The organism is Streptomyces sp. AC512_CC834 (genome assembly GCF_019049325.1).
In the GTDB taxonomy this organism is placed as follows: domain Bacteria; phylum Actinomycetota; class Actinomycetes; order Streptomycetales; family Streptomycetaceae; genus Streptomyces.
The window spans coordinates 74071-95656 of record NZ_JAGMUO010000104.1 but is presented as its reverse complement, the minus strand read 5'-3'; the positions used below and the strand labels follow the sequence as shown (position 1 = coordinate 95656).

The following is a 21586-nucleotide window of genomic DNA, read 5'->3' as shown; positions in this document are numbered from 1 at the left end:
AGTACTCACCAGCGACTCCCGACTTCAAGCGTGAGGACGTCCTTGGCGTCTCCGTACGCGTCGCCACCGAATTTTTCTCCGGCCTTATCTCCGAGGTCTACGGAGGTGGCTGCCAGGTAGTTCATGCGGAAGTTTCTGCTAGCCTTGCCCACCGCATCGGCCGCCTTCACCACATCGGAATTCCCGCCGAACTCGGCGCGCATGGCCTTGGCGAACTTGGTTGCGCTGACGACCTCACCATCACCACCCAGCAGGCGTTCGAGCCGGGTAGCCCCAGGTCGTGTTTCCCTCGACCCGATCTGGCGCAGCGCCCCCTTCGCACGCGCGGCTTTCGCACCGCGGGCCGAGTTGGTGCCGTATCGCGTGACGTTCCTGTCGAGCAGCTTGCGCAGATTCGCGTACCGCTGGAACCGTCCAGCCCTGCTTGCGCTCTTGAGCGCTGTCGTCGCGGCCTTCACGCCCTTCATCGCCACGCTGCCGAATCCCAGCGTCGCCAGCGCGAAGACGTCCATGGCGACATCCGTCCAGCTCCCCTCACCGGAGAGGGCCAGCACCGTGTGCCCGACGCCGACGAGCGCCGTGAGACCGATGGCGGTCACCGCAATGACGGTCGCCAACCATCCGACGGGCGTGAAGAGGAGGGCAATGGTACCGATGATGGTCGCTGCCCAACTCAGGACTTCAATGACGGACTTGATCGTATCCGCATGTTTATGCACCCAGTCCTTGAAGTTCTCCCACCCGCTGTCCTTGATGATGTCAGAGATGTCATCGTCAATGTTCTCGGCGTAATGCCGGGCACGGGAATCGCGCTCGGATATGACCTGGTTGAGCTGCTTGTGGTAGGATGCCAGGTGACTGCCGGGGTCGGTCTCCTCTGGCGCCTTCTTGTCGCCGTCCTTCTTGGCTTCGGCTTCCTTCTTCTTCACCTCGGCGGCGTGTTCCTCGTCGGCCTGCTTCGCAGCGCGGAGGATACCGTCGGCCCGTTCCTGGAAGCCCTCCAGCTCATTGGCCCAGTTGCCGAGGTCACCGACGACCCGTTCGTAGCGGCCCGCCGTCTCGCGGAAACGCTTCTCGAGGTCGCCGGACTTTTCCCGGATCTTGTCGGCGTACTTGCCCTTCAGGGCGTCTCCGTCGGCGGCCTTGCGGAGGATGGCAGCCTGGTCGCGCAGCGTCGAGGCGAGATTCTTCTTCCTGGTGACCTCGTCGCGGATGTCCTCCGGATCGCCGGGGATCGGGTCCTTCTCCGCCAGCGGATGCCAGTCGACCGGCCGGCGCCTGCCCTTACCAGTACCCATAGGTCAACTTCCCCCGCTTTTGCTGTGCTTTTTCTCGGTCGCCTTTTCTAGATCGAGGTCCAGCTTCTCGAAGCTCTTGAGTGAAGTATCGACTTGCTTACCCAAGTCCTCGACATTATCGAGGAGTTCCCGTCTATAGTTGTCCCAATTGTTGACAAAATCATCCATTTTACCGGCGATGCTGTCATGGCCCCAGATGTCACGGATGTCGGAACGGTGTTCCTCGATGTCTTCGAGGGCTTTTTTGATGTCTTTTAGATTCTTCTTCGAAGACTCCAGAAGTGTAAAGTCGACCAGCAGGCGGTCGTGCTCCCCCATGGGCCCCTCCTCGGGGATTCCTTGATCAGGTCAAGGTGGTACCGAGTTATGTCGGCCACTCGTTAGGACTTCCATCCTCAACGGGCGACATGCCTGGGCGCGGCAGGACACTGTATGCACCCCACCGCGCCCGGACGGCCTGGTAGCCGCCGCCGACGTCAGCCCTTGGCGGACTTGGCCAACTGCTCGTCCAGGTCCTCGTACGCCTTCTTGGCGTTGGTCAGGAACTTGGAGAGTCCCTCCAGGCCCTTCACGGTCTTGGCCGCGCCCTTGGTGAAGTCCTTGATGGACTCGTCGTAGGCGCCGGAGGCCTTCTGCGTGGTGAAGCCGTTGGCGACGAGTTCCTCGACACCCTTCTCGATGGCCTTCAACATGTCTTCCATGTCGCCCATCGCCTTGATGAGGTCGTTGGCCTTCTTCTCCATCTCGGCATAAGTAAGGTCTGCATCCTTGGCCATGACAGCTCTCCCTCCCGTCGCCGCAGGGCCATCCCCCGTGGCGTGACTGGCGCGGTCAGCCCGGTCGTCTTCGGGCCGTCCGCATGAGCAAAGATCCTACGGGTGAGGCTCTGGAGACGACAGGGATACCCGGCAGCGGAAGCGTGAACCAGTGCACATCCCGGCCTGCGAAGCCCTGTGCATCCCGTTGCACGGGGGCAAGGTGCGGCGGCTAAGGTCGCTTCACTGTGTTCAGCGTTCCGGGGGCGGCCTCAGCCCAGCGAGGAGGACCAACGTGCGCCTGAGTCTGACCGTCGTCGACCCGGTCGGCGGAGCCAGCGCCGATGTGGTGCTCGACGCCGATCCGGAGTCATCGGTCGGCGACATCACTCGGGAGCTGGCGCACCATGTCGGTGTTGCCGGTGGTGCGGATGTCATCCCCATCGGCGGGCGTCCCGGCCCGGGCGGCGCACCGCAGGCCTTCGTCGACGGCTACGCCCTCGACCCCGACGCCAACATCGTCGGCTCGCCGCTGCGCGAGGGCGCCGTCGTCAGCCTGCACGACCCGGCCGGCTGCGTGTCCGGTGAGCCGACCGGTGTCGTGGAGTTCCGTGTGGCCGGCGGTCCCGCCGCCGGCGCCGTGCACCGGCTGGGCGTCGGTCGGTACGACATCGGCAGCGGCCCTGCCGCGCACATCCGTATCAGCGATCCCGAACTCGCTTCGCGAGCCGCCACGCTGTCCATCGCCATGGACGGCACCTGCGACGTCACCCTGCACGGCATCGAGCAGAAGAACACGGGGGGTGAGGAGAGGAAGCAGGGGGGCGAGAACAAACAGCGCCGGCTCGACGGTGAAGACTTCGATGGCGGCTCCTGGCCCCTCGGCTCCCAACTCGCCCTCGGCAACACACTTCTGGAGATCGACGGCTACTCCCCTCCCAACGCTGCCCTGAAGTGGTCGGAGGACGGAGCCGGACTCGACTACAACCGGCCCCCGCGACTGCGCCCGGCAGAGCGCAAGACACACTTCCGGCTGCCTTCTCCGCCCAGCGAGTACGAAGTCCGGCCGCTGCCCTGGCTGATGGCCCTGTTCCCGCTGGTCGGCGCGGTCGTGTCCGTCATGATCTTCGGGCGCTGGTACTACTTGATCATGGCTCTGCTGAGCCCGGTCATGCTCTTCGGCAACTACTTCAATGACAAGAAGCACGGGCGCAAGTCCCATGCGAAGCAGGTCAAGGAGTACAAGGAGACCAAGGAGCGGATCGAGAAGGACGCCCAGGACGCGCTGCGGCTGGAGCGGCTCGACCGACGCGGCGCCAGTCCCGATCCCGCCGCTGTGCTCGCCTTCGGCACCGGGCCTCGTACCCGGTTGTGGGAGCGGCGGCGCACGGACCCCGATCATCTGCTCCTTCGGGTCGGCACCGGCCACGTGCGGTCCGAGGTCGTTCTCGACGATCCGGAGCAGGACGAGCACAAGCGTCAGGTCACCTGGGAGATCGAGGACTCTCCCGTCGCACTGCCGCTGAGGGATCTGGGTGTCATCGGTGTCGCGGGGCCCGGCGACTCGGCGCAGGCACTCGCGAGGTGGGCCGTGGCGCAGAGCGCGGTGCTGCACAGTCCGATGGATGTCCAGTTCTACGTGCTCACCGAGAACCAGGCACAGCCGCGCTGGGACTGGGTCCGCTGGCTCCCGCACGCCCGCCCCGCGAGCGGCCAGGACGTCAACGTGGTGATCGGGACGGACTCCGAGACCGTGAGCGCCCGGGTCGGCGAGCTGACGCAGTTGCTCGATGCCAGGCAGAAGGCCCTGAAGGAGAACAACCAGGGTGGCGTCGGTCCTGCCTTCTCCGACCCGGACATCGTCGTCGTGTGGGACGGGTCGCGTCGGCTGAGGTCGCTGCCGGGCGTCGTACGACTCCTGCGGGAAGGGCCGGCGGTCGCCGTGTACGCGATCTGCCTGGACGAGGAAGAGCGCTTCCTGCCCGGCGAGTGCCAGGCCTTCGTCGTCGCCGAGCCGCTGGCCCACAACGATCACGACGGCCACAACGGCCACAACGGCCACAACGGCACCGTCGCGGCTCGGGCCGGCAGCTCTCCTCAGGCCGCCGCCGGTGGCTTCCCCTCCTTCCAGGCCTGGTACGAGGGCGGTCAGCAGACCCAGCAGGCCACCGAGCAGGCCCTCGAACTGCGGCTGCGCGTCGAGCAGACCGGTGCCCGGCGCAGGTCCGGTGTACGGCCCGACTTCGTCTCCCCTGCCTGGTGTGCCCGGCTGTCCCGGGCGCTGGCGCCCCTGCGCGACATCAGTGGCGAGACCGAGGACTCCGCGCTCCCGTCCTCGAGCCGACTCCTCGACGTGCTCCAGCTTGAGCCCCCGACCCGCGACGACATCGCCGCGCGCTGGCGCATGGGCGGACAGTCCACGATGGCGGTCATCGGTGAGTCGTACGACGGTCCGTTCGGCATCGACATGCGGCGCGACGGCCCGCACGGGCTCATCGCCGGTACGACCGGTTCGGGCAAGTCGGAGCTGCTCCAGACCATCGTGGCCGCACTCGCCGTCGCCAACACTCCCGAGAACATGACGTTCGTCCTCGTCGACTACAAGGGCGGGTCCGCCTTCAAGGACTGCGTCAAACTCCCGCACACCGTCGGCATGGTCACCGACCTCGACGCCCACCTCGTCGAACGCGCCCTGGAATCGCTGGGCGCGGAACTCAAGCGACGCGAGCACATTCTCTCCGCCGCCGACGCCAAGGACATCGAGGACTACCAGGACCTGGTGCGCCGGGACCCGTCCCACCCACACATACCCCGGCTGCTCATCGTCATCGACGAGTTCGCGTCCATGGTCCGCGACCTGCCCGACTTCGTGACAGGTCTCGTCAACATCGCCCAGCGAGGCCGCTCCCTCGGCATTCACCTCCTGCTCGCCACGCAGCGGCCGAGTGGTGTCGTGTCGCCCGAGATCCGCGCCAACACCAACCTGCGGATCGCGCTGCGCGTGACCGACGCCGGTGAGTCGACCGATGTCATCGACGCTCCCGACGCCGGTCACATCGGCAAGAACACCCCTGGCCGCGCGTACGTCCGTCTCGGCCACGCCTCCCTCGTCCCCTTCCAGTCCGGCCGGGTCGGTGGCCGCCGCCCGGGTGCCGCGGATCCGGCGGCGCTCGCCCCGTGGGCCGGCCTGCTCTCCTGGCAGGAACTGGGACGGGCCGGGCTCGCCAAGCCCAAGGCCGAGGCAAGGGAGGACGACGAGATCACCGATCTCAAGGTCCTGGTGGACGCCATCCGGGAGGCCAATGACGCCGTCGGCATTCCGGCCCAGCACTCTCCGTGGCTGCCCGCTCTGGACGAGTCGCTGCTGTTGGACGACATTCCGCAGGTGCACAGCCAGGGGGCGCTGCCGGCGGCTCCGTACGGCATCGCGGACCTGCCGTCCGACCAGGCCCGCCGCCCGGTGGTCGTCGACTTCGCCACCTTCGGGCACCTGCTCGTCGCCGGTGGCCAGCGCAGCGGCCGCTCGCAGGTGCTGCGTACCGTCGCGGGCTCCCTGGCCCGCACGCTGTCGAGCGCCGACGTCCACTTGTACGGCATCGACTGCGGCAACGGCGCCCTGAACGCACTGACCCGGCTGCCGCACTGCGGCGCGGTCGTCAGCCGTAATCAGCAGGAGCGGGTCATCCGGCTCTTCAATCGGCTCACCGGCGAAGTCACCCGTCGCCAGGATCTGTTGGCGGAGAAGGGCTATGCCGACATCGGGGAGCAGCGGGCCGCCGCGGCCGAGGACGAGCGACTGCCCCACATCATGGTCCTCCTCGACCGCTGGGAGGGCTGGCTGCCCACGCTCGGCGAGTACAACCACGGCGACCTCACGGACCAGGTGATGGCGATGATGCGCGAGGGCGCGAGCGTCGGCCTGCACCTGGTGGTCACCGGTGACCGTCAGCTACTGACGGGGCGGATCTCCTCCCTCACCGAAGACAAGTACGGTCTGCGCCTCGCGGACCGCGGCGACTTCTCGTTGCTGGACATCAACGCACGCAAGATCCCCGAGGAGATCCCGCCCGGCCGCGGCTTCGCGAGCGGGACGGCGACGGAGACCCAGTTCGCCCTGCTCGCCGAGGACACCACCGGTCAGGGCCAGGCTTCCGCGCTCGGCACGATCGGCGAGGCTGCGACCGCCCGGGACGCCGAACTGCCGCGCTCCCGGCGCCCGTTCCGCGTCGACGTGCTGCCCAGCCGGATCTCCTTCGCCGATGCCTGGGCCATGCGCGACCCGGTGACGAGCGCCTCCCCGCTGTGGACCATGGTGGGTGTCGGCGGCGACGAGCTCACCGCCTTCGGCCCCGACCTCGCCCAGGGTGTCCCGGCGTTCGTGATCGGCGGACCCGCGAAGTCCGGGCGCAGCACCGTGCTGCTGAACGTCGCGCGCTCCTGCCTCGCTCAGGGCGTACGGCTGATTCTGGCGGCGCCCCGCCCGTCCCCGCTGCGCGAACTGGAGGAGACGGAAGGCGTGCTGAAGGTCTTCACCGGCCGGGACATCGACGAGGACGAGATGGAGGAGCTCATCGGGTCGGCCAGTCCCGAGCAGCCGATCGTCGTCCTGGTCGACGACGCGGAGGTGCACGACGACTGCGACGCCGAGGACGTCTTCAAGCGCATCGTCGAACGCGGTGTGGAGGAGGGCCTGGCCGTCGTCATCGCCGGTGACGAGGAGGAGATCTGCGACGGCTTCTCCGGTTGGCAGTTCGACATGAAGAAGGCCCGCCGCGGCATCCTGCTGTCTCCGCAGGACAGCTCCGCAGGAGAGTTGATCGGCATCCGCACGAACCGGAGCATGGTCGGCGGCCCGATCACTCCGGGCAAGGGCATGCTGCACCTCGGCAGCGGGGAGCACCTGACGGTCACGACGCCGATGTGACGGGCAGGCACGGGCCGCCCGGAAGGGACGATGGGTCGCAGGGCCGACGGGGTCCTGCGGCCCGTCGGTCTCGCTACACCGCCGGCAGGGCGTAGATCTCGCGGCCGTGCGTCGCCAACAGCCGGTTCCCGGAGAGGGCGAGCTGCCATGGCTCGCCCACGCCCTTGCTGTCGCTGTACGTCCATCGCAACTTACCGGTCTTCGCCTCCAGGGCGACGATGCCGCCGTCCAGGGAGCCAGTGGCGCCGTACAGGGTTGCCCCTGCCCGCAGGAACGTCTCCGGGCCCTCGACGTCCAGCTCGTCGCAGAGCCAGGTTCGCTTGCCGGTCTTGGCGTTGACCGCCCACACGCCGTCGTCGTGGTCGCTGACGTAGAGCACGCCGTTGACGACCGTCGGGTTGTGGAAGCCGCGGCGGCCGGCCGGGGGCAGCGTCCACACGGGGCTTCCCTTGTCCGCGTCGACGGCGGTGAGCTTGTCGCCCGGGAGGAAGACAAGGCCGTTGGCGACCGTGGGCCGCCAGGTCCACTCGTCGCCGATCTTCTTGGTCCACAGTTGACCGCCGGTGGCGGTGTCCCGGACGGTGAGGTTGTAGTTCGAGTCGGCGTAGACCAGGTACTTGCCCGAGACGGCGCCCTGGACGTCGTAGTCCTTGGTGCCCCAGTCCCGGTGCTGGATCCACGCCTTCTTTCCCGTGGTGTGGTTGATGGCCGCGACGGCCGTGCGGTACTTGGTGGCGCTCTTCGACTGGCCGTAGTCGGTCGCCGTGACGTAGACGTTCTTGGCGTCGATCGCGATCGTGTTCTCGACGGAAAGCTGCTTGCCGAGGCGGCTGCGCCAGACTTCCTCGCCCTTCTTGACGTCGTAGGCGACCAGGACACCGTCGTAGTCGCCGTCGGCGAGGAACACCTTGCCGTCGTGGAAGAGGAGTTGGGCTCCGGGGCGGCAGATGCCCGGCTTGGTCCAGCGGGCCTTGCCCGTCTTGACGCCGTAGGCAACGAGCGGATCACCGCTGATCAGGAGAAGTCCGTCGTGTGTGAGGAGCGGTACGCCCGTCGTGGTGCTGTCTTCCGCGGCCGACTTGTGCCACAGCGGCTGCGGTGCCACTCCGGCGGGCGGAGTCGTGAAGTTCTCGTCCCCCGGCTCGGCCGAAGCCTCGGAGCCGGAAGCCCCCGTCGCGTCGCCGGACGCGTCGTCGGACGTGAGCGCCCACGCGACGCCGCCCCCGGTCACCGCGACGGCAGCGGCGCCACCGAGGGCTACGCCGAGTACGCGCCGACGGGACCGGGCTGGAGCGGGTGCCGGTGCGGGCGCGGGCGCGGGCGCGGGTGCGGGTGCGGGCGCGGGTGCGGGTGCGGGTGCGGGTGCGGGTGCGCTGTCCGCACCGAGCTGCACCGTGCCGGGAAGGGGGCTGCCGTACGCGGGTCCCGGGGTCCCGCCCGGCGCCGTGCCTTGACCGGCCGTTCCGGTCGACGGCGTGCCGTCGAACATGGTCGGCGCCGGGCCGAAGCCTGCCGCCGGCTGGGCCTGCGGGGCGGTACGCGGCGTCGACGGTGCCTCAAGGTCCAGGATCCGTGCGGCGTGGGTCGCGATGGTCGAGGCGACTGCCGACGGCAGCCAGTCGTGGAGGGCGGCGTCGATGCCCTGCCCGGCCAGCGCGGTGACGATCTCTCCCGGCGCCGGGCGCTGCGCCGGGTCCTTCATCAGGCAGGCGCGGACGAGGCCCAGCAAGGACGGGGGCACGCCTGTCAGGTCGGCCTCTCCGTGCACGACCTGGTAGAGCAGCCCGGCGTGCGAGGTCGTGCCGTCTCCGAAGGCGCCCCGCCCGGTGGTCGCGAACGCGAGCACGGAACCGAGGGAGAAGACATCGCCCGCCACTCCGACGTCCTTGCCCACCGCCTGTTCCGGCGACATGTAACCGGGCGAGCCGACCACCACACCGGTCTGGGTCATACGGCTGCCGTCCACCGCACGCGCGATGCCGAAGTCGATGAGCCTGGGTCCGTCGGCGGCCAGCAGAACGTTGGAGGGTTTGAGGTCCCGGTGCATCAGGCCCGCCGCATGAATGTCCTGCAGGGCGCCGGCCAGTCCGGCGGCCAGCGCGCGGACCGTGCGCTCGGGCAGCGCCCCGTGCGCCGCGACCACGTCGGTCAGATCGGGGCCGAGGACGTACGACGTGGCGAGCCAGGGCAAGGGCGCATCCGGGTCGGCGTCCACAACGGGGGCGGTGAACCGGCCGGAGACCGCCTGCGCGATCTCCACCTCGTGCCGGAAGCGCGCGCGGAAGTCGTCGTCCTGCGCGAGATCGGGGCGGACCACCTTGACCGCGACGGTACGACCGCCGGGCGACCGGGCGAGGTAGACGCGGCCCATTCCACCGGCACCAAGCCTTCGCAGGAGGCGGTAGCTGCCCAGCTCCTGCGGATCGTCCGACTGCAGTGTCTCCATTGCGGGCCTTCCCCGTCGCACAACATTGACGAACAGTCATCTCGCGATCAGATGTTCGTATCGCAGACACAGTAATAACAACGGAGATGGAGCCATTGCAGGGGCATGCCCCGGCGGAGACGGTGAGTGGAAGCGGGTGGAAGCGGGTGGAACAGGTGGCCCGCCTCGTTTACTTGACCTTCGACAGGCGCGCCTCGGGCCGTCCCGACTCCTCGCTCTCCGAGGCGTAGTCGAGGTCGTCGCCAATCGGGGTGAAGGTGACGGTGGTGGGCGCGGGGTTGCAGCCGTCGTGGTTGCCCTCGGCGCCGACGGAACCGGCGACGATCTGCTTGTCCGTGACCTTCTTGAGCGTGATCACGTCCACGCAGACGCCGCCCAGCGCGTCGGTCTGGCGGAGTCTGCCCAGCTCCTCGCCGACGTTCACCTGCTTGATCGTGATACGGAAGGTGCCCAGCGGCAGCTTGCCGTCCAGGGCGGCGGCCTGTCCCTGCCAGGTGCCGACGTAGCGCTCGGGCAGACTGCCGGAGGTGGCGGCGGCGGAGGGCTCGTGGGAGGCATCGCTGCTGCCGCCGGCGTTGTTCGCGTCGCTGCCTCGGCCCGGCAGCAGGTCCAGGACGAACACCGAGCCGACCGTCACCGCCGCCAGTGCTCCCGCCACCGCCAGTGCCACGGTGCAGCTAAGCCGTCGGCCGCGTCCCTCGGCGCCCTGGGTGGTGGTGGCCGCGACGGAGACGGACAGCTTGCCCGGAGACGGGGAGGGAGACGGAGACGCGGACGGAGACGGGGACGCAGTACGGTCGCCGTCGCGCGGCCCCGGCACGTCCGGGGCCTGGGTCGGTGCCGACGGTGGTGCCGTCGTCGGTGTGGGCATCACCGGCGCCGGACCGAAGACGCCGGGGGCCGCCGCGCCGCCGTTCGCGTCCGGGGCTCCGACCGACGGGCTGCTGAATCCGACGGGCCCCGACACCTGCCCCGGCATCTGCCTCGACGACTCCGCCGCCTCCAGGTTCAGGAGCTGTACGGCGCTGCGGCTGACCCGCTCCACCAGCGCGCCCGGCAGCCAGCCGCCGGTGACCAGGTGTGCCGCGCCCTCGGGGGCCAGGCGCCGGGCGACCTCGGCGGGGGCGGGGCGGGCGGCCGGGTCCTTCGCCAGGCAGGACGCGACCAGCTCGTGCAGCTCGCCGTCCAGGTCGTCGAGCCGGGGCTCCTCGTGGACGACCTTGTAGAGCAGCGCGGCCGAGGAGTCCCCCGGGAAGGGGGGCGCGCCCATCGCCGCGAAGGCCAGGACGGCGCCCAGCGAGAAGACGTCCGCCGCGCCCGTCACGCCCTTGCCGAGGATCTGCTCGGGCGACATGTAGCCGGGGGAGCCGATCGAGACGCCGGTCGAGGTCAGGGAGGCGGTGCCCTCGGTGGCGCGGGCGATGCCGAAGTCGATCAGGAGGGGGCCGTCGAGGGTGAGGAGGACGTTGGAGGGCTTCACGTCTCGGTGGACGAGGCCCAGCTCGTGCACCGCGGCCAGCGCCTCGCCCAGGCCCGCGCCGAGCACCCGTACCGAGTGGGCGGGCAGCGGGCCGCCGTCCGCGACGGCCGCCGTCAGGGACGGACCGGCCGCGTAGGCCGTGGCGACCCACGGCACGCGCGCCTCGGGGTCGGCGTCCAGTACGGGCGCGGTCCAGGCGCCGCCCACCCGGCGCGCGGCGTCCACCTCGCGCCGGAACCGGGCCCGGAACTCCTCGTCCAGCGCGAAGTGCGGGTGCACGATCTTCACGGCGACCGTGCGGCCTCCCGCGCTGCGGCCCAGGTAGACCCGGCCCATGCCGCCGGAGCCCAGCCGGCCGAGCAGCCGGTAGGGCCCCACGACGGTGGGTTCGTCGACTTCGAGCGGCCGCATGGCTCCCACCCCTCCCCCGTACTCCCGTGTTCCCGCATTCCCCTGTACGCCGATCCCTGCCCCAGCAGGGTAGTGGGCCGCCAGTACGGGCACCCCCGGCGTGTCAGGGCTGGAGCAGTTCGACCTTCACGTCCGCCGGGAAGCCCGTGGTGGGGCCGACCCGGCGGGCGAACTCGGTGACCGCCTCCAGTTGCGGGGCGCCGAAGCGGAAGTCGAGGGTGGTGAAGTACTTCGCCAGGGTGTCCTCGTCGAAGGCCTCCCAGCGGGCCGCCTGCTCGGCGACCTTCTCCACCTCCTCGAGGGAGAGGTTGCGGGAGGCGAGGAAGGCCTCGTGCACCTTGCGGGTGATGACCGGCTCACGCTCCGCGTAGTCGCGCCGGGCCGCCCAGACCGCGAAGACGAACGGCAGGCCCGTCCACTCCTTCCACAGCGCGCCCAGGTCGTGCACCTCGAGGCCGTAGCGCGGGCCGTCGATCATGTTGGCGCGCAGGGCGGCGTCGCCGATGAGGACGGCCGCGTCGGCCTCCTGCATCATCAGGCTCAGGTCCGGCGGGCAGGTGTAGTAGTCCGGCTGGACGCCGTAGCGCTCCGCCAGGAGGAGCTGGGCGAGGCGTACGGAGGTGCGCGAGGTCGAGCCGAGGGCGACCCGGGCGCCGTCCAGCCGCTCCAGCGGGAGCTGGGAGACGATCACGCACGACATGACCGGGCCGTCGCAGCCGACGGCGATGTCGGGGAAGGCGACCAGGTCATCGGCGTTCTTGAGGAATTCGACCAGGGTCACGGGACCGATGTCGAGATCGCCCCGCACCAACTGCTCGCTGAGCTTCTCCGGGGTGTCCTTCGTCAGCTCGAAGTCGAGGAGCGTGCCCGTTCTCGCGAGCCCCCAGTACAGGGGCAGGCAGTTCAGGAACTGGATGTGGCCGACACGCGGCCGGGTGCGAGAATTGTCCACATCGTGAGGCTAGCCCTCGCCCGGCGCCCGCCCGCCGCCGACCCCCGGCGTCGCCCTCCGGCGTCGACCCACCGCCGGCCCCTGACGTCGGCAGGTGTCAGCCGAACGGCGCAGCCGTTCAAACGTCCGGGTGAAGTGATCTTGGCCTCTGTTGCGCCCGGGGGCCTGCGTGCTAGGCTCACAGCAAGTTGCAGTTTGGTTTCCCTTGCAGTACAGAGCCTGCGGAGCATGTGACCGCGGGCTCTCGTCGTTCTCAGACGTATGCAGTTGTGCGGCATTCACAGTCTTCACACTTGCTGGTTCTGGAGCAGGGCAACCCTTTGGGCCCAAGGAGGGCTTATGGCTACCGGAACCGTGAAGTGGTTCAACGCCGAAAAGGGCTTTGGATTCATCGCCCAGGAAGGCGGCGGCCCCGACGTCTTCGTCCACTACTCCGCGATCAACGCGAGCGGCTTCCGCTCGCTCGAGGAGAACCAGCAGGTGAACTTCGACGTCACGCAGGGTCCGAAGGGCCCGCAGGCGGAGAATGTCACTCCTGTCTGATTGACAGCAGTACCCAAGGAGCCCCGCGCCGTTTCGACGGCGACGGGGCTCCTGCCCTTTTCGCCCCATCTTTCACCCGGTCCTTCTGGTGTCAGTGGCTGCCGCTAGGGTCCCGCCATGACTGACCCCGCCACGACGAACCCCGCCATGACTGACGCCGCCTTCGTGACCACCACGCGGACCTTCTACGACGCCGTCGCCGAGGACTACCACGTCCGCTTCCGCACCGTGCTCGACGACGCCCCGCTGGACCGGGCGCTGATGGGCGCCTTCGCCGAGCTGGTGGGGCCGCAGGGGGAGGTGGCCGACCTCGGCTGCGGGCCCGGCCTGGTCACCGCGCACCTCGCCTCGCTGGGCCTGCGGGTCTTCGGCCTCGACCTCTCCGCCTCCATGCTCGCCATCGCCCGCCGCGAGAACCCCGGGCTGCGCTTCGAGCAGGGCTCCATGCTGGAGCTGGACCTGCCCGACGGTGCGCTCGCGGGGGCCGTCTCCTGGTACTCGTCCATCCACACGCCGTGGGAGCGGCTGCCGGACCTCTTCGCGGAGCTGTGGCGAGTGCTGGCGCCGGGCGGGCATCTGCTCCTCGGCTTCCAGGTCGGCGACGAACCCCGCCATCACGACCGCCCGTGGGGCCACCCGGTCGCCCTGGACTTCGAACGGCGGCGGCCGGAGCCGATGGCGGAGCTGCTGGAGCGGGCCGGGTTCACGGTGCTGTCGCGGACGGTGCGCGTGCAGGAGGCGGACACCTCCGCGCAGGTCCCTCAGGCCTGCCTCATCGCCCGCCGCTGAGCCCACGGGGCGGGCGCCTGCCTACCCCTCGTACAGGCCCTCCACCGCCCCCGCGAAGTCCCGCATGATCACCTCGCGGCGCAGCTTCATCGAGGGGGTGAGGTGGCCCTCCCACTCGGTGAAGTCCCTGGGCAGGACGGCGAAGCGGCGGATGGACTCCGGGCGGGAGACCAGCTTGTTGGCCTCGTCGACCGCGCGCTGGAGGACCGCGTGGACCTCCTCGTCGTCGGTCAGCAGCTCCGGCGGCACCGGGTGCTTGCCGTTCATGCGGCGCCAGTGGGTGACGCCGTCGGGGTCGAGGGTGAACAGGGCGGAGACGTAGGGGCGGCGGTCGCCCAGGACGATGCACTGGGAGATCAGGGGGTGGGAGCGCAGCCAGTTCTCCAGCGGGGCCGGGGCGACGCTCTTGCCGCCCGCGGTGATCAACAGCTCCTTCTTGCGGCCGGTGATCGTCAGGTACCCCTCGTCGTCCAGGCTGCCGATGTCGCCGGTGGCGAACCAGCCGTCGGGGGCGGCCTGGACGACGCCACCGGCCTGTGGGTCCCAGTAGCCGTGCAGGACCTGCTCGCCGGCGACCAGGATCTCGCCGTCCGCGGCGATCCGGATGCGGGTGCCGGGCAGCGGCCAGCCGACCGTGCCGAGGCGCGGCTTGAGCGGGGGTGTGACGGTGGCCGCGGCCGTGGTCTCGGTCAGGCCGTAGCCCTCGAAGATCTCGATGCCGGCGCCGGCGTAGAAGGCGGCCAGGCGGCGGCCGAGCGGGGAGCCGCCGCAGATGGCGTACTTGACGCGGCCGCCCATGGCGTTGCGGATCTTCCGGTAGACGAGCGGGTCGTAGAAGGCGCGGGCGGTCCGCAGGCCGCGGCCGGGGCCGCCGCCGGTGCCGGTCTGGCGGGCCTCCCTGGCCTCGCCGTAGCGCACCGCCACCGAGGCCGCGCGGTCGAAGGTGGAGGCCCTGCCACCGGACTCGGCCTTGGCGCGGGCGCTGTTGAAGACCTTCTCCAGCATGTACGGGATGGTCAGCAGGCAGGTCGGGCGGAAGGCCGCCAGGTCGGGCAGCAGGTCCTCGGGCTTCAGGCTCGGGGCGTGGCCGAGGCGGACCCGGGCGCGGACGCAGGCCACGGCGACCATGCGGCCGAAGACGTGGGACATCGGGAGGAAGAGCAGGATCGAGGGCTCCTCGCCGGTCTCCGCCTTGAAGACGGGGTAGAGCAGCTCGATCGCGTTGTCGACCTCGGCGAAGAAGTTGCCGTGGGTCAGCACGCAGCCCTTGGGGCGGCCGGTCGTGCCGGAGGTGTAGATGAGGGTGGCGAGGGTGCTCGGGCCGAGCATGCCGCGGCGCACCTCCACCTCGGCGTCGGGCACCCGCGCGCCCAGCTCCGCCAGCCGCTCCACGTGCCCCTTCTCCATGACCCACAGGTGCTTGAGGTCGGGGATGCGGTCCAGTTCGGGGCCGAGGGCCGCGGCCTGCGCTGTGGTCTCGGTGACCAGGGTGACCGCGCCGGAGTCCTGGAGGATCCAGCGGGTCTGGAAGAGGGAGGAGGTCGGGTAGACGGGGACGGTGACCAGGCCGGCCGCCCACGCGGCGAAGTCCAGCAGCGTCCACTCGTACGTCGTCCGCGCCATGATCGCGATGCGGTCGCCCGGCATGAGGCCCTCCGCGATCATGCCCTTGGCCACCGCCTGCACCTGCCCGGCGAACTCGGCCGCCGTCACGTCGGACCAGTCGCCGTCCGTCGAGCGGCGGCTGAGGACCACCTGGCCCGGGACCGCGGCCGCGTTGTCGAAGGGCAGGTCGGCGAGGGAGCCGCGGCGCACCGGCGGCGCGAACGGCGGTACGTGGGCCTCCCGTACGGCCCCGTCCAGCCGCCGCGTCTCGGGGGCCACCAGGGTGGGGCCGGGCGAGTCGGTGTAGGCGGCGGATGCGGCGAAGGAGGGAAGCGGGGTGGACACGGGCGGCTCCTGGGACGTGCAGCAAAGACACTGGTGGTGTCACTGCTTGTGGTGTCACTGCTCTGCTGCATCACGTACGTGCCTCGCGCGCCGAGGCGTTCATCGCCGGGTTCCGCGGACATGGGTTACCGGCGGTCAGTCCCGGGATCGTACGGCGCCCGCGTGGGGAGTTGGTGCGTGTTCCGGGATGGTCCCGCGCCGGGCCTGTGCAGTCTCGGCGGATACCTGAGGGTAGGTCACGTTCGTTCCAGTATGGCCGTGACGCCCTGGCCGCCCGCCGCGCAGACGGAGATGAGTCCGCGTCCCGGTCCTTCCCGCTCGGCGAGCAGGGTGGCCAGGGTCGCCACGATCCGGGCGCCGGTCGCGGCGAAGGGGTGGCCGGTGGCGAGGGAGGAGCCCGCCACGTTCAGCCGGTCCCGGTCGACCGGGGTCAGGCCGCGCTTCTCCCAGGCGGCCAGCGTGGCCAGCACCTGGGACGCGAACGCCTCGTGGATCTCGACGAGGTCGAAGTCCTCGATCCCGAGCCCGGCCCGCTCCAGCATGCGCGGGACCGCGTACGCCGGTGCCATCAGCAGCCCGTCCTCTCCGCCGCCCGCGACATCGCCACCGCCATCGCCATCGCCACCGCCACCGCCACCGCCCGCGACATCACCGCGGACGAAGTCCACGGCCGCCGTCTCGTACGCCGTCAGGTAGGCCAGCGGCTCCAGGCCGCGGGCCTCGGCCCACTCCTCGCTCGCCAGCAGCACCGTCGCCGCGCCGTCCGTCAGAGGTGTCGAGTTGCCCGCCGTCATCGTGGGGTCGGCGCCGTCCAGGCCGAACACCGGCTTCAGCGTGGACAGTTTCTCCACCGTCGAGCCGGGGCGCAGGTTCTGGTCGCGGGCCAGGGCTCGGAAGGGGATCACCAGGTCCTGGAAGAGGCCGCGTTCGTACGCCGCCGCCAGCCGCTGGTGGCTCGTGGCGGCCAGTTCGTCCTGGGCCTCGCGGCCGATGCCCCAGGTCCGGGCGGTGACCGCGGCGTGCTCGCCCATCGACAGGCCGGTGCGCGGCTCGGCGTTGCGCGGGACGTCGGGGACCAGGTGACCGGGGCGGACCCTGGCCAGCGCCTTCAGCCGGCCGCCGGGGGACTTCGCCCGGCGTGCCTCCAGGAGGATGCGGCGCAGGCGGTCGTTGACGCCGAGCGGGGCGTCGCTCGCCGTGTCCGCGCCGCCCGCGATCGCCGATTCGGTCTGGCCGAGGGCGATCTTGTTGGCGGCGGCGATCACGGCCTGGAGCCCGGTCCCGCAGGCCTGCTGGATGTCGTAGGCGGGGGTCCGCGCGTCGAGCGCCGAGCCGAGGACCGTCTCGCGGGCCAGGTTGAAGTCGCGGCTGTGCTTGAGGACCGCACCGGCCACGAACTCGCCGACCGCGCCCGGCTCCTGGAGGCCGTGGCGCTCGACCAGGCCGTCGAGGGCCGCGGTGAGCATCTCCTGGTTGGAGGCGGTGGCGTACGGCCCGTCGGAGCGGGCGAAGGGGACACGCGTTCCGTCGACGACCGCGACGCGGCGCGTGGGCTGCGCTGCCAGAGGACTCATCTCGACCTGCTCCTCACTCGGGGACATGGGGCTTACCGCCGGTAACCTTACTCCAGAGTAAGCGCGCGAGAGAACGTGAGGGAAAAAATCCGGGATAAATCAGCGGGCGCCTTGAATTGCTGTACGTTCACCTTCGCCGTAACCCTTCACCAATAAAGGAGAATTACGGGATGACGACGCACGACGGGACGCACGACCGGACGCACGACCATCCGCGCGCAATAGCGCGCCGCTCACTTCTCGTGGCGGCGGGCGGGGCCGCACTGGCCGGTCCGCTGCTTTCCGCCACCGCGCCGGCGGCCCACGCCGCGGCCGGAGGGCGGCTGCCGCTGACGATCGTCAACAACAGCGGGGAGTTCAAGAACGCGTCGGTCCACGTGTACATCGTGGGAACTCGGAATGGCCGGCAGGTCAGGGTCGACCGGTCCGGAAAGGCCGTCCCGCTCGCCCTCGCGGACAACAAGGCGGGCGGTTTCACCGACTACGCGATCCCGCTCGCGGCGAAGAAGGAAACCCACCTCTCACTCCCCCGTATGTCGGGCCGTATCTACGTGTCCCTGGGCGGGAAACTGAAGCTGAAAGTGGTCCGGGACGGCAACGGGCGGCCCGCGCTGCAGACTCCGGCCGGCTGGGTCGCGTCGGACCCCAACTACCCGGTGTTGCACGATTGCGCGGAGTTCACGCACAACGCCGACGGGATGTTCTGCAACACGACCATGGTCGACATGTTCAGCGTCCCGATGAGCCTGCAGTTGACCGGGCGCGGCCGGCACACCACCGGCGCGGTGCGCAAGGGCGGCAGGAAGGCCGTTTTCGCCGCCCTGCGGCGGCGCGAGGCGTTCGACCGGCTGATGGTGAAGGACCTGCGGGCCATCGCCCCCGGACACGGCCTCGACGCCGGCCGCTTCCCGGGGAACTACTACGGCCCGTACATCGACCAGGTCTGGCAGCGCTACACGCGGCGGAACCTCACGGTCCGCACCAACGCGGGCACCTTCACCGGCCGGGTACGAAAGGGGAAGCTGACCTTCCACGGTCCTGCCACGCTCACCTTCGACCGGCCCACCACCCGCGACATCCTCTTCTGCGACGGCAGCCTCGCCGCGCCCAACGACGGTCTGCGCGGCCCGGTCGCCGCGGTCCTCGGCGCCGGTTTCAACCGCTCCGTGCTCCTGCGCGCCGGCGCCCAGCCCACGACCGGCGCGGCGGCCTTCTACCGGACCCCCGTCACCAACCACTACGCGCAGGCGGTCCACTCGGTGGTGAACAACGGCAAGGCGTACGGCTTCGCCTTCGACGACGTCGGTGACTTCGCCACGTACATCCAGGACAACGCGCCCCAGCGCCTGCGTCTGACGATCACTCCTTTCTGACACGCCCTTCTGATCCCCGCTCCCGCCCCTGTCCCCTGACCCCTGTCCCCTGTCCCCTGACACACCACCGCCGCGTGCGGTGTGCCGATGCAGAGGCACACCGCACGCGGCGGTCGGCGTCAGAACTTCGCGCCGAAGTCCTGGGTCCAGTACGTCCCGTAGCGCGTACCGGGCTTCTTCACATAGCCGACGCCCAGGTGCTCGAGCGAGCAGTTGAGGATGTTGGCCCGGTGACCCGGGGACTTCATCCAGCTCTTCACCACGGCGGCCGCGGTCTTCTGGCCGGCGGCGACGTTCTCCGCGAGCGCGTTCCAGTTGGTGTAACCGGCGGCCTTGGCCCTGGTCACGATCGTGCTGCCGCCCGATCCGACGTGGCCGACGAAGTTGTGCCGTGCCATGTCGGCGGAGTGCCGCTGCGCCGCCCTGGCGAGCGCCGCGCTGAACTTCAGCTTGGGGCAGCCGGCCTTGGCCCGTTCGGCGTTCGTCAGCTTGAGCACATTGGCCTTCAGGCCTTTGGGCGCGGGCGCGGACGCCGAGGCCGTGGTGACGGAGCCGGCGGACAGCGCGGTCGTCGCCGCGGCGACGGTCAGGGCGGTGGCGAGGTACCGGGATATAGGCATGTCCTGTTCCTGTTCCTGTTCCTGTTCCTGTTCCTTCAGCAGCTCTTGTTCTTGCCGGGCGCGACATGCAGGATCTTGGCGAACCTGTTGTACTGGGCCACCCGGTGGCGGACCTGGTCCGGCCTGCGGCCGTCGCACTCGACGGCACCGTTGATGCTGCGGATGGTCTGGCCGAAGCCCGCCCCGCTCACCATGGCGCGGTGGCCGGTCATGGGGCCGGAGCCCGTCTGCCGCATCCAGAACCACAGGGCCGTCTTCCAGGCGACGACCGGGTTCTTCTGCACCAGGCCGGGGTGGTGCAGCAGGTCGATGCCGAGCGCGTCACCCGCGACCTTGTAGTTGTAGTTCCAGCTCAACTGGATCGGGCCGCGTCCGTAGTACTTGGCCCTGCCGGCCGGGCAGCCGTAGGGCTTGCGCGTGTCGCAGTAGTGGGCGTAGTTGGTCTTGTCCTGCTCGACGATGTACTTGAGCCCACCGGTCTCGTGGGAGACGTTGGCGAGGAAGGCGGCGGCCTCGCGGTTCCGGACGGCGGCGCTGCCGGTGTGGGCGAAGGCCGGGAACGCCTTCATCGCCTTCGTCAGCGAGGCATAGGTGTAGAACTTGTTGTGGCGCGGGAACATGCGGTTGAACTCGGCCTTGCCGACAACGAATCCGGCCTGTGCGGTGGGAGTGACCGAGGCGGCGGGGACGGCGGGGGCGGCGGACGCCGTGGTGGCCAGCGGTCCGGCCAGGGTCGAGAGCGTCAGGGCCGCGAGCAGCCCGGTGCGTATGCGGGGCTTGGACATCGATTGCACTCCTTTGTTGTCTGTTATCGGACGAACTTCCACTTGACGCCCTTGATGACGCCCTTGGCGGGAGCGGCCAGCTTCGCGAAAGCGGGCCGTCCGAGGTCGATGTGGTTGGGGCCGCAGCCGGCGCACTTGTCCCGGACCGGCACGGTGATGGACTTTCCCTTGTAGGTCACGCGCACCTTGAGCCGACACAGCGGGTCCCTGTTCGGATTGGCGGCCGTCCACCATTTCGGCGAGACGGCGACGATCCGCTGGTGTGCCGCGTCGACCGGCTTGCCGCAGGCGCCGGTACCGCGGTCCGTGTAGAACGTCGCTTTTCCCTGCCGCACCTTTCCGATGGGTGCCGCGGAGGCGGGACTTGCCTCCGTGACACCCAGAAGGGCGGCGGCCAGGCCGACGGTGACGACTCCTCTGACACGCCGATTCATGAGCATGTTGAGTTGTTCCTCTCTGCGGGCGGGTGGAATGAACACACCCCGGACATCGGGAGTTTAGAAAGCCGCCAATTCTGCCGTCGAGGACCGTCAATATTCCGGTGCCGGATTAAATGCGCTGCGGGCGGATTTACTCGAGGAGGTGTCGGTGGGCCGCCGCAGGAGGAATACGGCGCCGAGGGCGGCGGCGAAGTCGCCCAGTTCGGCGCGGCGGACGAGCAGCGGCGGCTGTGAGCCCCACCGCACGACGTTCGCCCGCAGTTCTCGCCGTACCGACTCCATGAGGGCCGGTGCGGCGGTGACGAGTTCGCCTCCCACGACGACGGCGCCGGGTCCGAGTGCGTTCGCCAGTCCGGCCAGCACTCGGCCCGCGTACGTGCCCGCCCGCCGTACCGCCGCGTGGGCGGCCGGTTCACCGGCGCACAGTGCGGCGGCCAGGTCCGGTAGGTCCGCCGTGGCCCGGTACGCGTTCAGTACGGCCGTGGTGGAGGCCACCGTCTGCAGACATCCCCGGCCGCCGCAGGGACAGGGTGCGCCTGCGGGCTCCACGGTGATGTGCCCGAACTCTCCGGACCGGCCGTGCGCGCCGTGGTGCAGCGCGCCGGCGCTCACCAGTGCGCCGCCGACCCGGTCGGACAGTTCCAGGTAGAGCACGTCCCGCCGGCCTTTGGCGGCGCCCCACACGGTCTCGGCCAGCGCCGCCGACCGCGGGGCGCCGTCCAGCCGTACCCGGGTGCCGAAGCTGCGGCCGATCAGCGCCGCCAGGGCCCGTCGGTCGACCGGGGCGGACGAACCGGCAGCCGGGTCCGTCACCGAGACCCCGACCCCGTTGAACACGTCGAGCCGCAGCCGTCCACCCGTCAGGGTGTCCGCCAGCCTGCGCGCGAGGGCGACGCGCTCCGGCCAGGGGGCGTCGGGACGGCACGGCTCACTGGCGGTACCGATGTCGTCGTGCGGCACCGCCGTCGCGGCCACGCGGACGATCCGCCGGCCGAAGTCGATGCCAAGGCTCCGCCCCGCATCGGGGTTCAGCGCCAACCGCTCCGCCGGGCGCCCGCGTCCGCGCGGGCCGGCGTCCGGCACCGTGGCGATCACCAGCCCGTGGTCCACGAGTCTGCTGACGACCTCGTACAACGTGGTGCGGGACAGTCCGCACAGCTCCCCCAGCTCGCCCCTGGTCAGGGGGCCCGACTGGCGCAACGACCGCAGTACCCGGTCCGAGTGCGTTCGCACATCCGGCACTTCC

At 70.2% G+C, this 21586-nt stretch carries 16 protein-coding genes; 4 read left to right on the top strand and 12 right to left on the bottom strand.

Annotation, left to right across the window (positions count from 1 at the left end; all coding sequences use genetic code 11):
• Positions 1 to 5: 5 nt before the first annotated feature.
• From KUM40_RS33990 to KUM40_RS33980, 3 genes are all read right to left on the bottom strand, one after another.
• Positions 6 to 1298 carry a putative T7SS-secreted protein gene (locus KUM40_RS33990; RefSeq protein ID WP_217170157.1) on the bottom strand — a complete coding sequence of 431 codons (1293 nt, stop codon included), beginning with the start codon at positions 1296 to 1298 and terminating at the stop codon, positions 6 to 8.
• A gap of 3 nt (positions 1299 to 1301) precedes the next feature.
• Positions 1302 to 1616: a hypothetical protein gene (locus tag KUM40_RS33985; protein ID WP_217170156.1), complete on the bottom strand. Its 315-nt coding sequence runs from the start codon at positions 1614 to 1616 to the stop codon at positions 1302 to 1304.
• 158 nt (positions 1617 to 1774) lie between these two features.
• Positions 1775 to 2074 carry a WXG100 family type VII secretion target gene (locus KUM40_RS33980; protein WP_073725395.1) on the bottom strand — a complete coding sequence of 100 codons (300 nt, stop codon included), beginning with the start codon at positions 2072 to 2074 and terminating at the stop codon, positions 1775 to 1777.
• Positions 2075 to 2348: 274 nt separating this feature from the next.
• On the opposite strand from KUM40_RS33980, the gene KUM40_RS33975 reads away from it, so the two are divergent.
• The gene (locus tag KUM40_RS33975) at positions 2349 to 6977 is read left to right on the top strand and encodes an FtsK/SpoIIIE domain-containing protein (RefSeq protein ID WP_217170155.1); all 4629 of its coding nucleotides are present in this window, start codon (positions 2349 to 2351) and stop codon (positions 6975 to 6977) included.
• A gap of 73 nt (positions 6978 to 7050) precedes the next feature.
• Here the strand turns inward: KUM40_RS33975 and KUM40_RS33970 are convergent, their stop codons facing one another.
• The 3 genes from KUM40_RS33970 to KUM40_RS33960 form a co-directional block, all read right to left on the bottom strand.
• Entirely contained in the window at positions 7051 to 9423 is a 2373-nt protein-coding gene (locus KUM40_RS33970; RefSeq protein WP_217170154.1) for a serine/threonine-protein kinase, read from the bottom strand.
• Positions 9424 to 9592: 169 nt separating this feature from the next.
• The gene (locus KUM40_RS33965; RefSeq protein WP_217170153.1) at positions 9593 to 11314 is read right to left on the bottom strand and encodes a serine/threonine-protein kinase; all 1722 of its coding nucleotides are present in this window, start codon (positions 11312 to 11314) and stop codon (positions 9593 to 9595) included.
• A 103-nt stretch (positions 11315 to 11417) separates the two neighbouring features.
• A complete protein-coding gene (locus KUM40_RS33960) occupies positions 11418 to 12266 on the bottom strand; it encodes a menaquinone biosynthetic enzyme MqnA/MqnD family protein (protein ID WP_217170152.1) in 849 nt (282 codons plus the stop codon).
• Positions 12267 to 12605: 339 nt separating this feature from the next.
• Here KUM40_RS33960 and KUM40_RS33955 point away from each other — a divergent pair, with 339 nt between their 5' ends.
• Both KUM40_RS33955 and KUM40_RS33950 read left to right on the top strand, forming a co-directional pair.
• Complete coding sequence (locus KUM40_RS33955; protein WP_046908818.1) at positions 12606 to 12809, top strand: cold-shock protein; 204 nt, start codon at positions 12606 to 12608, stop codon at positions 12807 to 12809.
• Between the two features lie 147 nt (positions 12810 to 12956).
• On the top strand, positions 12957 to 13598 hold the full coding sequence (locus KUM40_RS33950; protein WP_217170293.1) for a class I SAM-dependent methyltransferase: 642 nt from the start codon (positions 12957 to 12959) through the stop codon (positions 13596 to 13598).
• Between the two features lie 21 nt (positions 13599 to 13619).
• Here KUM40_RS33950 and KUM40_RS33945 read toward each other — a convergent pair whose 3' ends face one another.
• Together KUM40_RS33945 and KUM40_RS33940 are read right to left on the bottom strand one after the other, a co-directional pair.
• Positions 13620 to 15548, bottom strand: a complete 1929-nt coding sequence (locus KUM40_RS33945; protein ID WP_217170151.1) for a long-chain fatty acid--CoA ligase — start codon at positions 15546 to 15548, stop codon at positions 13620 to 13622.
• Positions 15549 to 15784: 236 nt separating this feature from the next.
• Positions 15785 to 17122, bottom strand: coding sequence for an acetyl-CoA C-acetyltransferase (locus KUM40_RS33940; RefSeq protein WP_217170150.1), 1338 nt, complete (start codon positions 17120 to 17122; stop codon positions 15785 to 15787).
• Positions 17123 to 17292: 170 nt separating this feature from the next.
• Here KUM40_RS33940 and KUM40_RS33935 point away from each other — a divergent pair, with 170 nt between their 5' ends.
• Positions 17293 to 18495, top strand: coding sequence for a beta-1,3-glucanase family protein (locus tag KUM40_RS33935; protein WP_217170149.1), 1203 nt, complete (start codon positions 17293 to 17295; stop codon positions 18493 to 18495).
• A 119-nt stretch (positions 18496 to 18614) separates the two neighbouring features.
• On the opposite strand, the gene KUM40_RS33930 is transcribed toward KUM40_RS33935, so the two are convergent.
• From KUM40_RS33930 to KUM40_RS33915, 4 genes are all read right to left on the bottom strand, one after another.
• The gene (locus KUM40_RS33930) at positions 18615 to 19115 is read right to left on the bottom strand and encodes a CAP domain-containing protein (protein ID WP_217170148.1); all 501 of its coding nucleotides are present in this window, start codon (positions 19113 to 19115) and stop codon (positions 18615 to 18617) included.
• A gap of 35 nt (positions 19116 to 19150) precedes the next feature.
• The gene (locus tag KUM40_RS33925) at positions 19151 to 19900 is read right to left on the bottom strand and encodes a chitinase (RefSeq protein ID WP_217170147.1); all 750 of its coding nucleotides are present in this window, start codon (positions 19898 to 19900) and stop codon (positions 19151 to 19153) included.
• A gap of 23 nt (positions 19901 to 19923) precedes the next feature.
• Entirely contained in the window at positions 19924 to 20340 is a 417-nt protein-coding gene (locus KUM40_RS33920) for a cysteine/serine endopeptidase inhibitor (protein WP_217170146.1), read from the bottom strand.
• Between the two features lie 90 nt (positions 20341 to 20430).
• A complete protein-coding gene (locus KUM40_RS33915; protein WP_308401293.1) occupies positions 20431 to 21582 on the bottom strand; it encodes an ROK family transcriptional regulator in 1152 nt (383 codons plus the stop codon).
• Positions 21583 to 21586 lie beyond the last annotated feature (4 nt).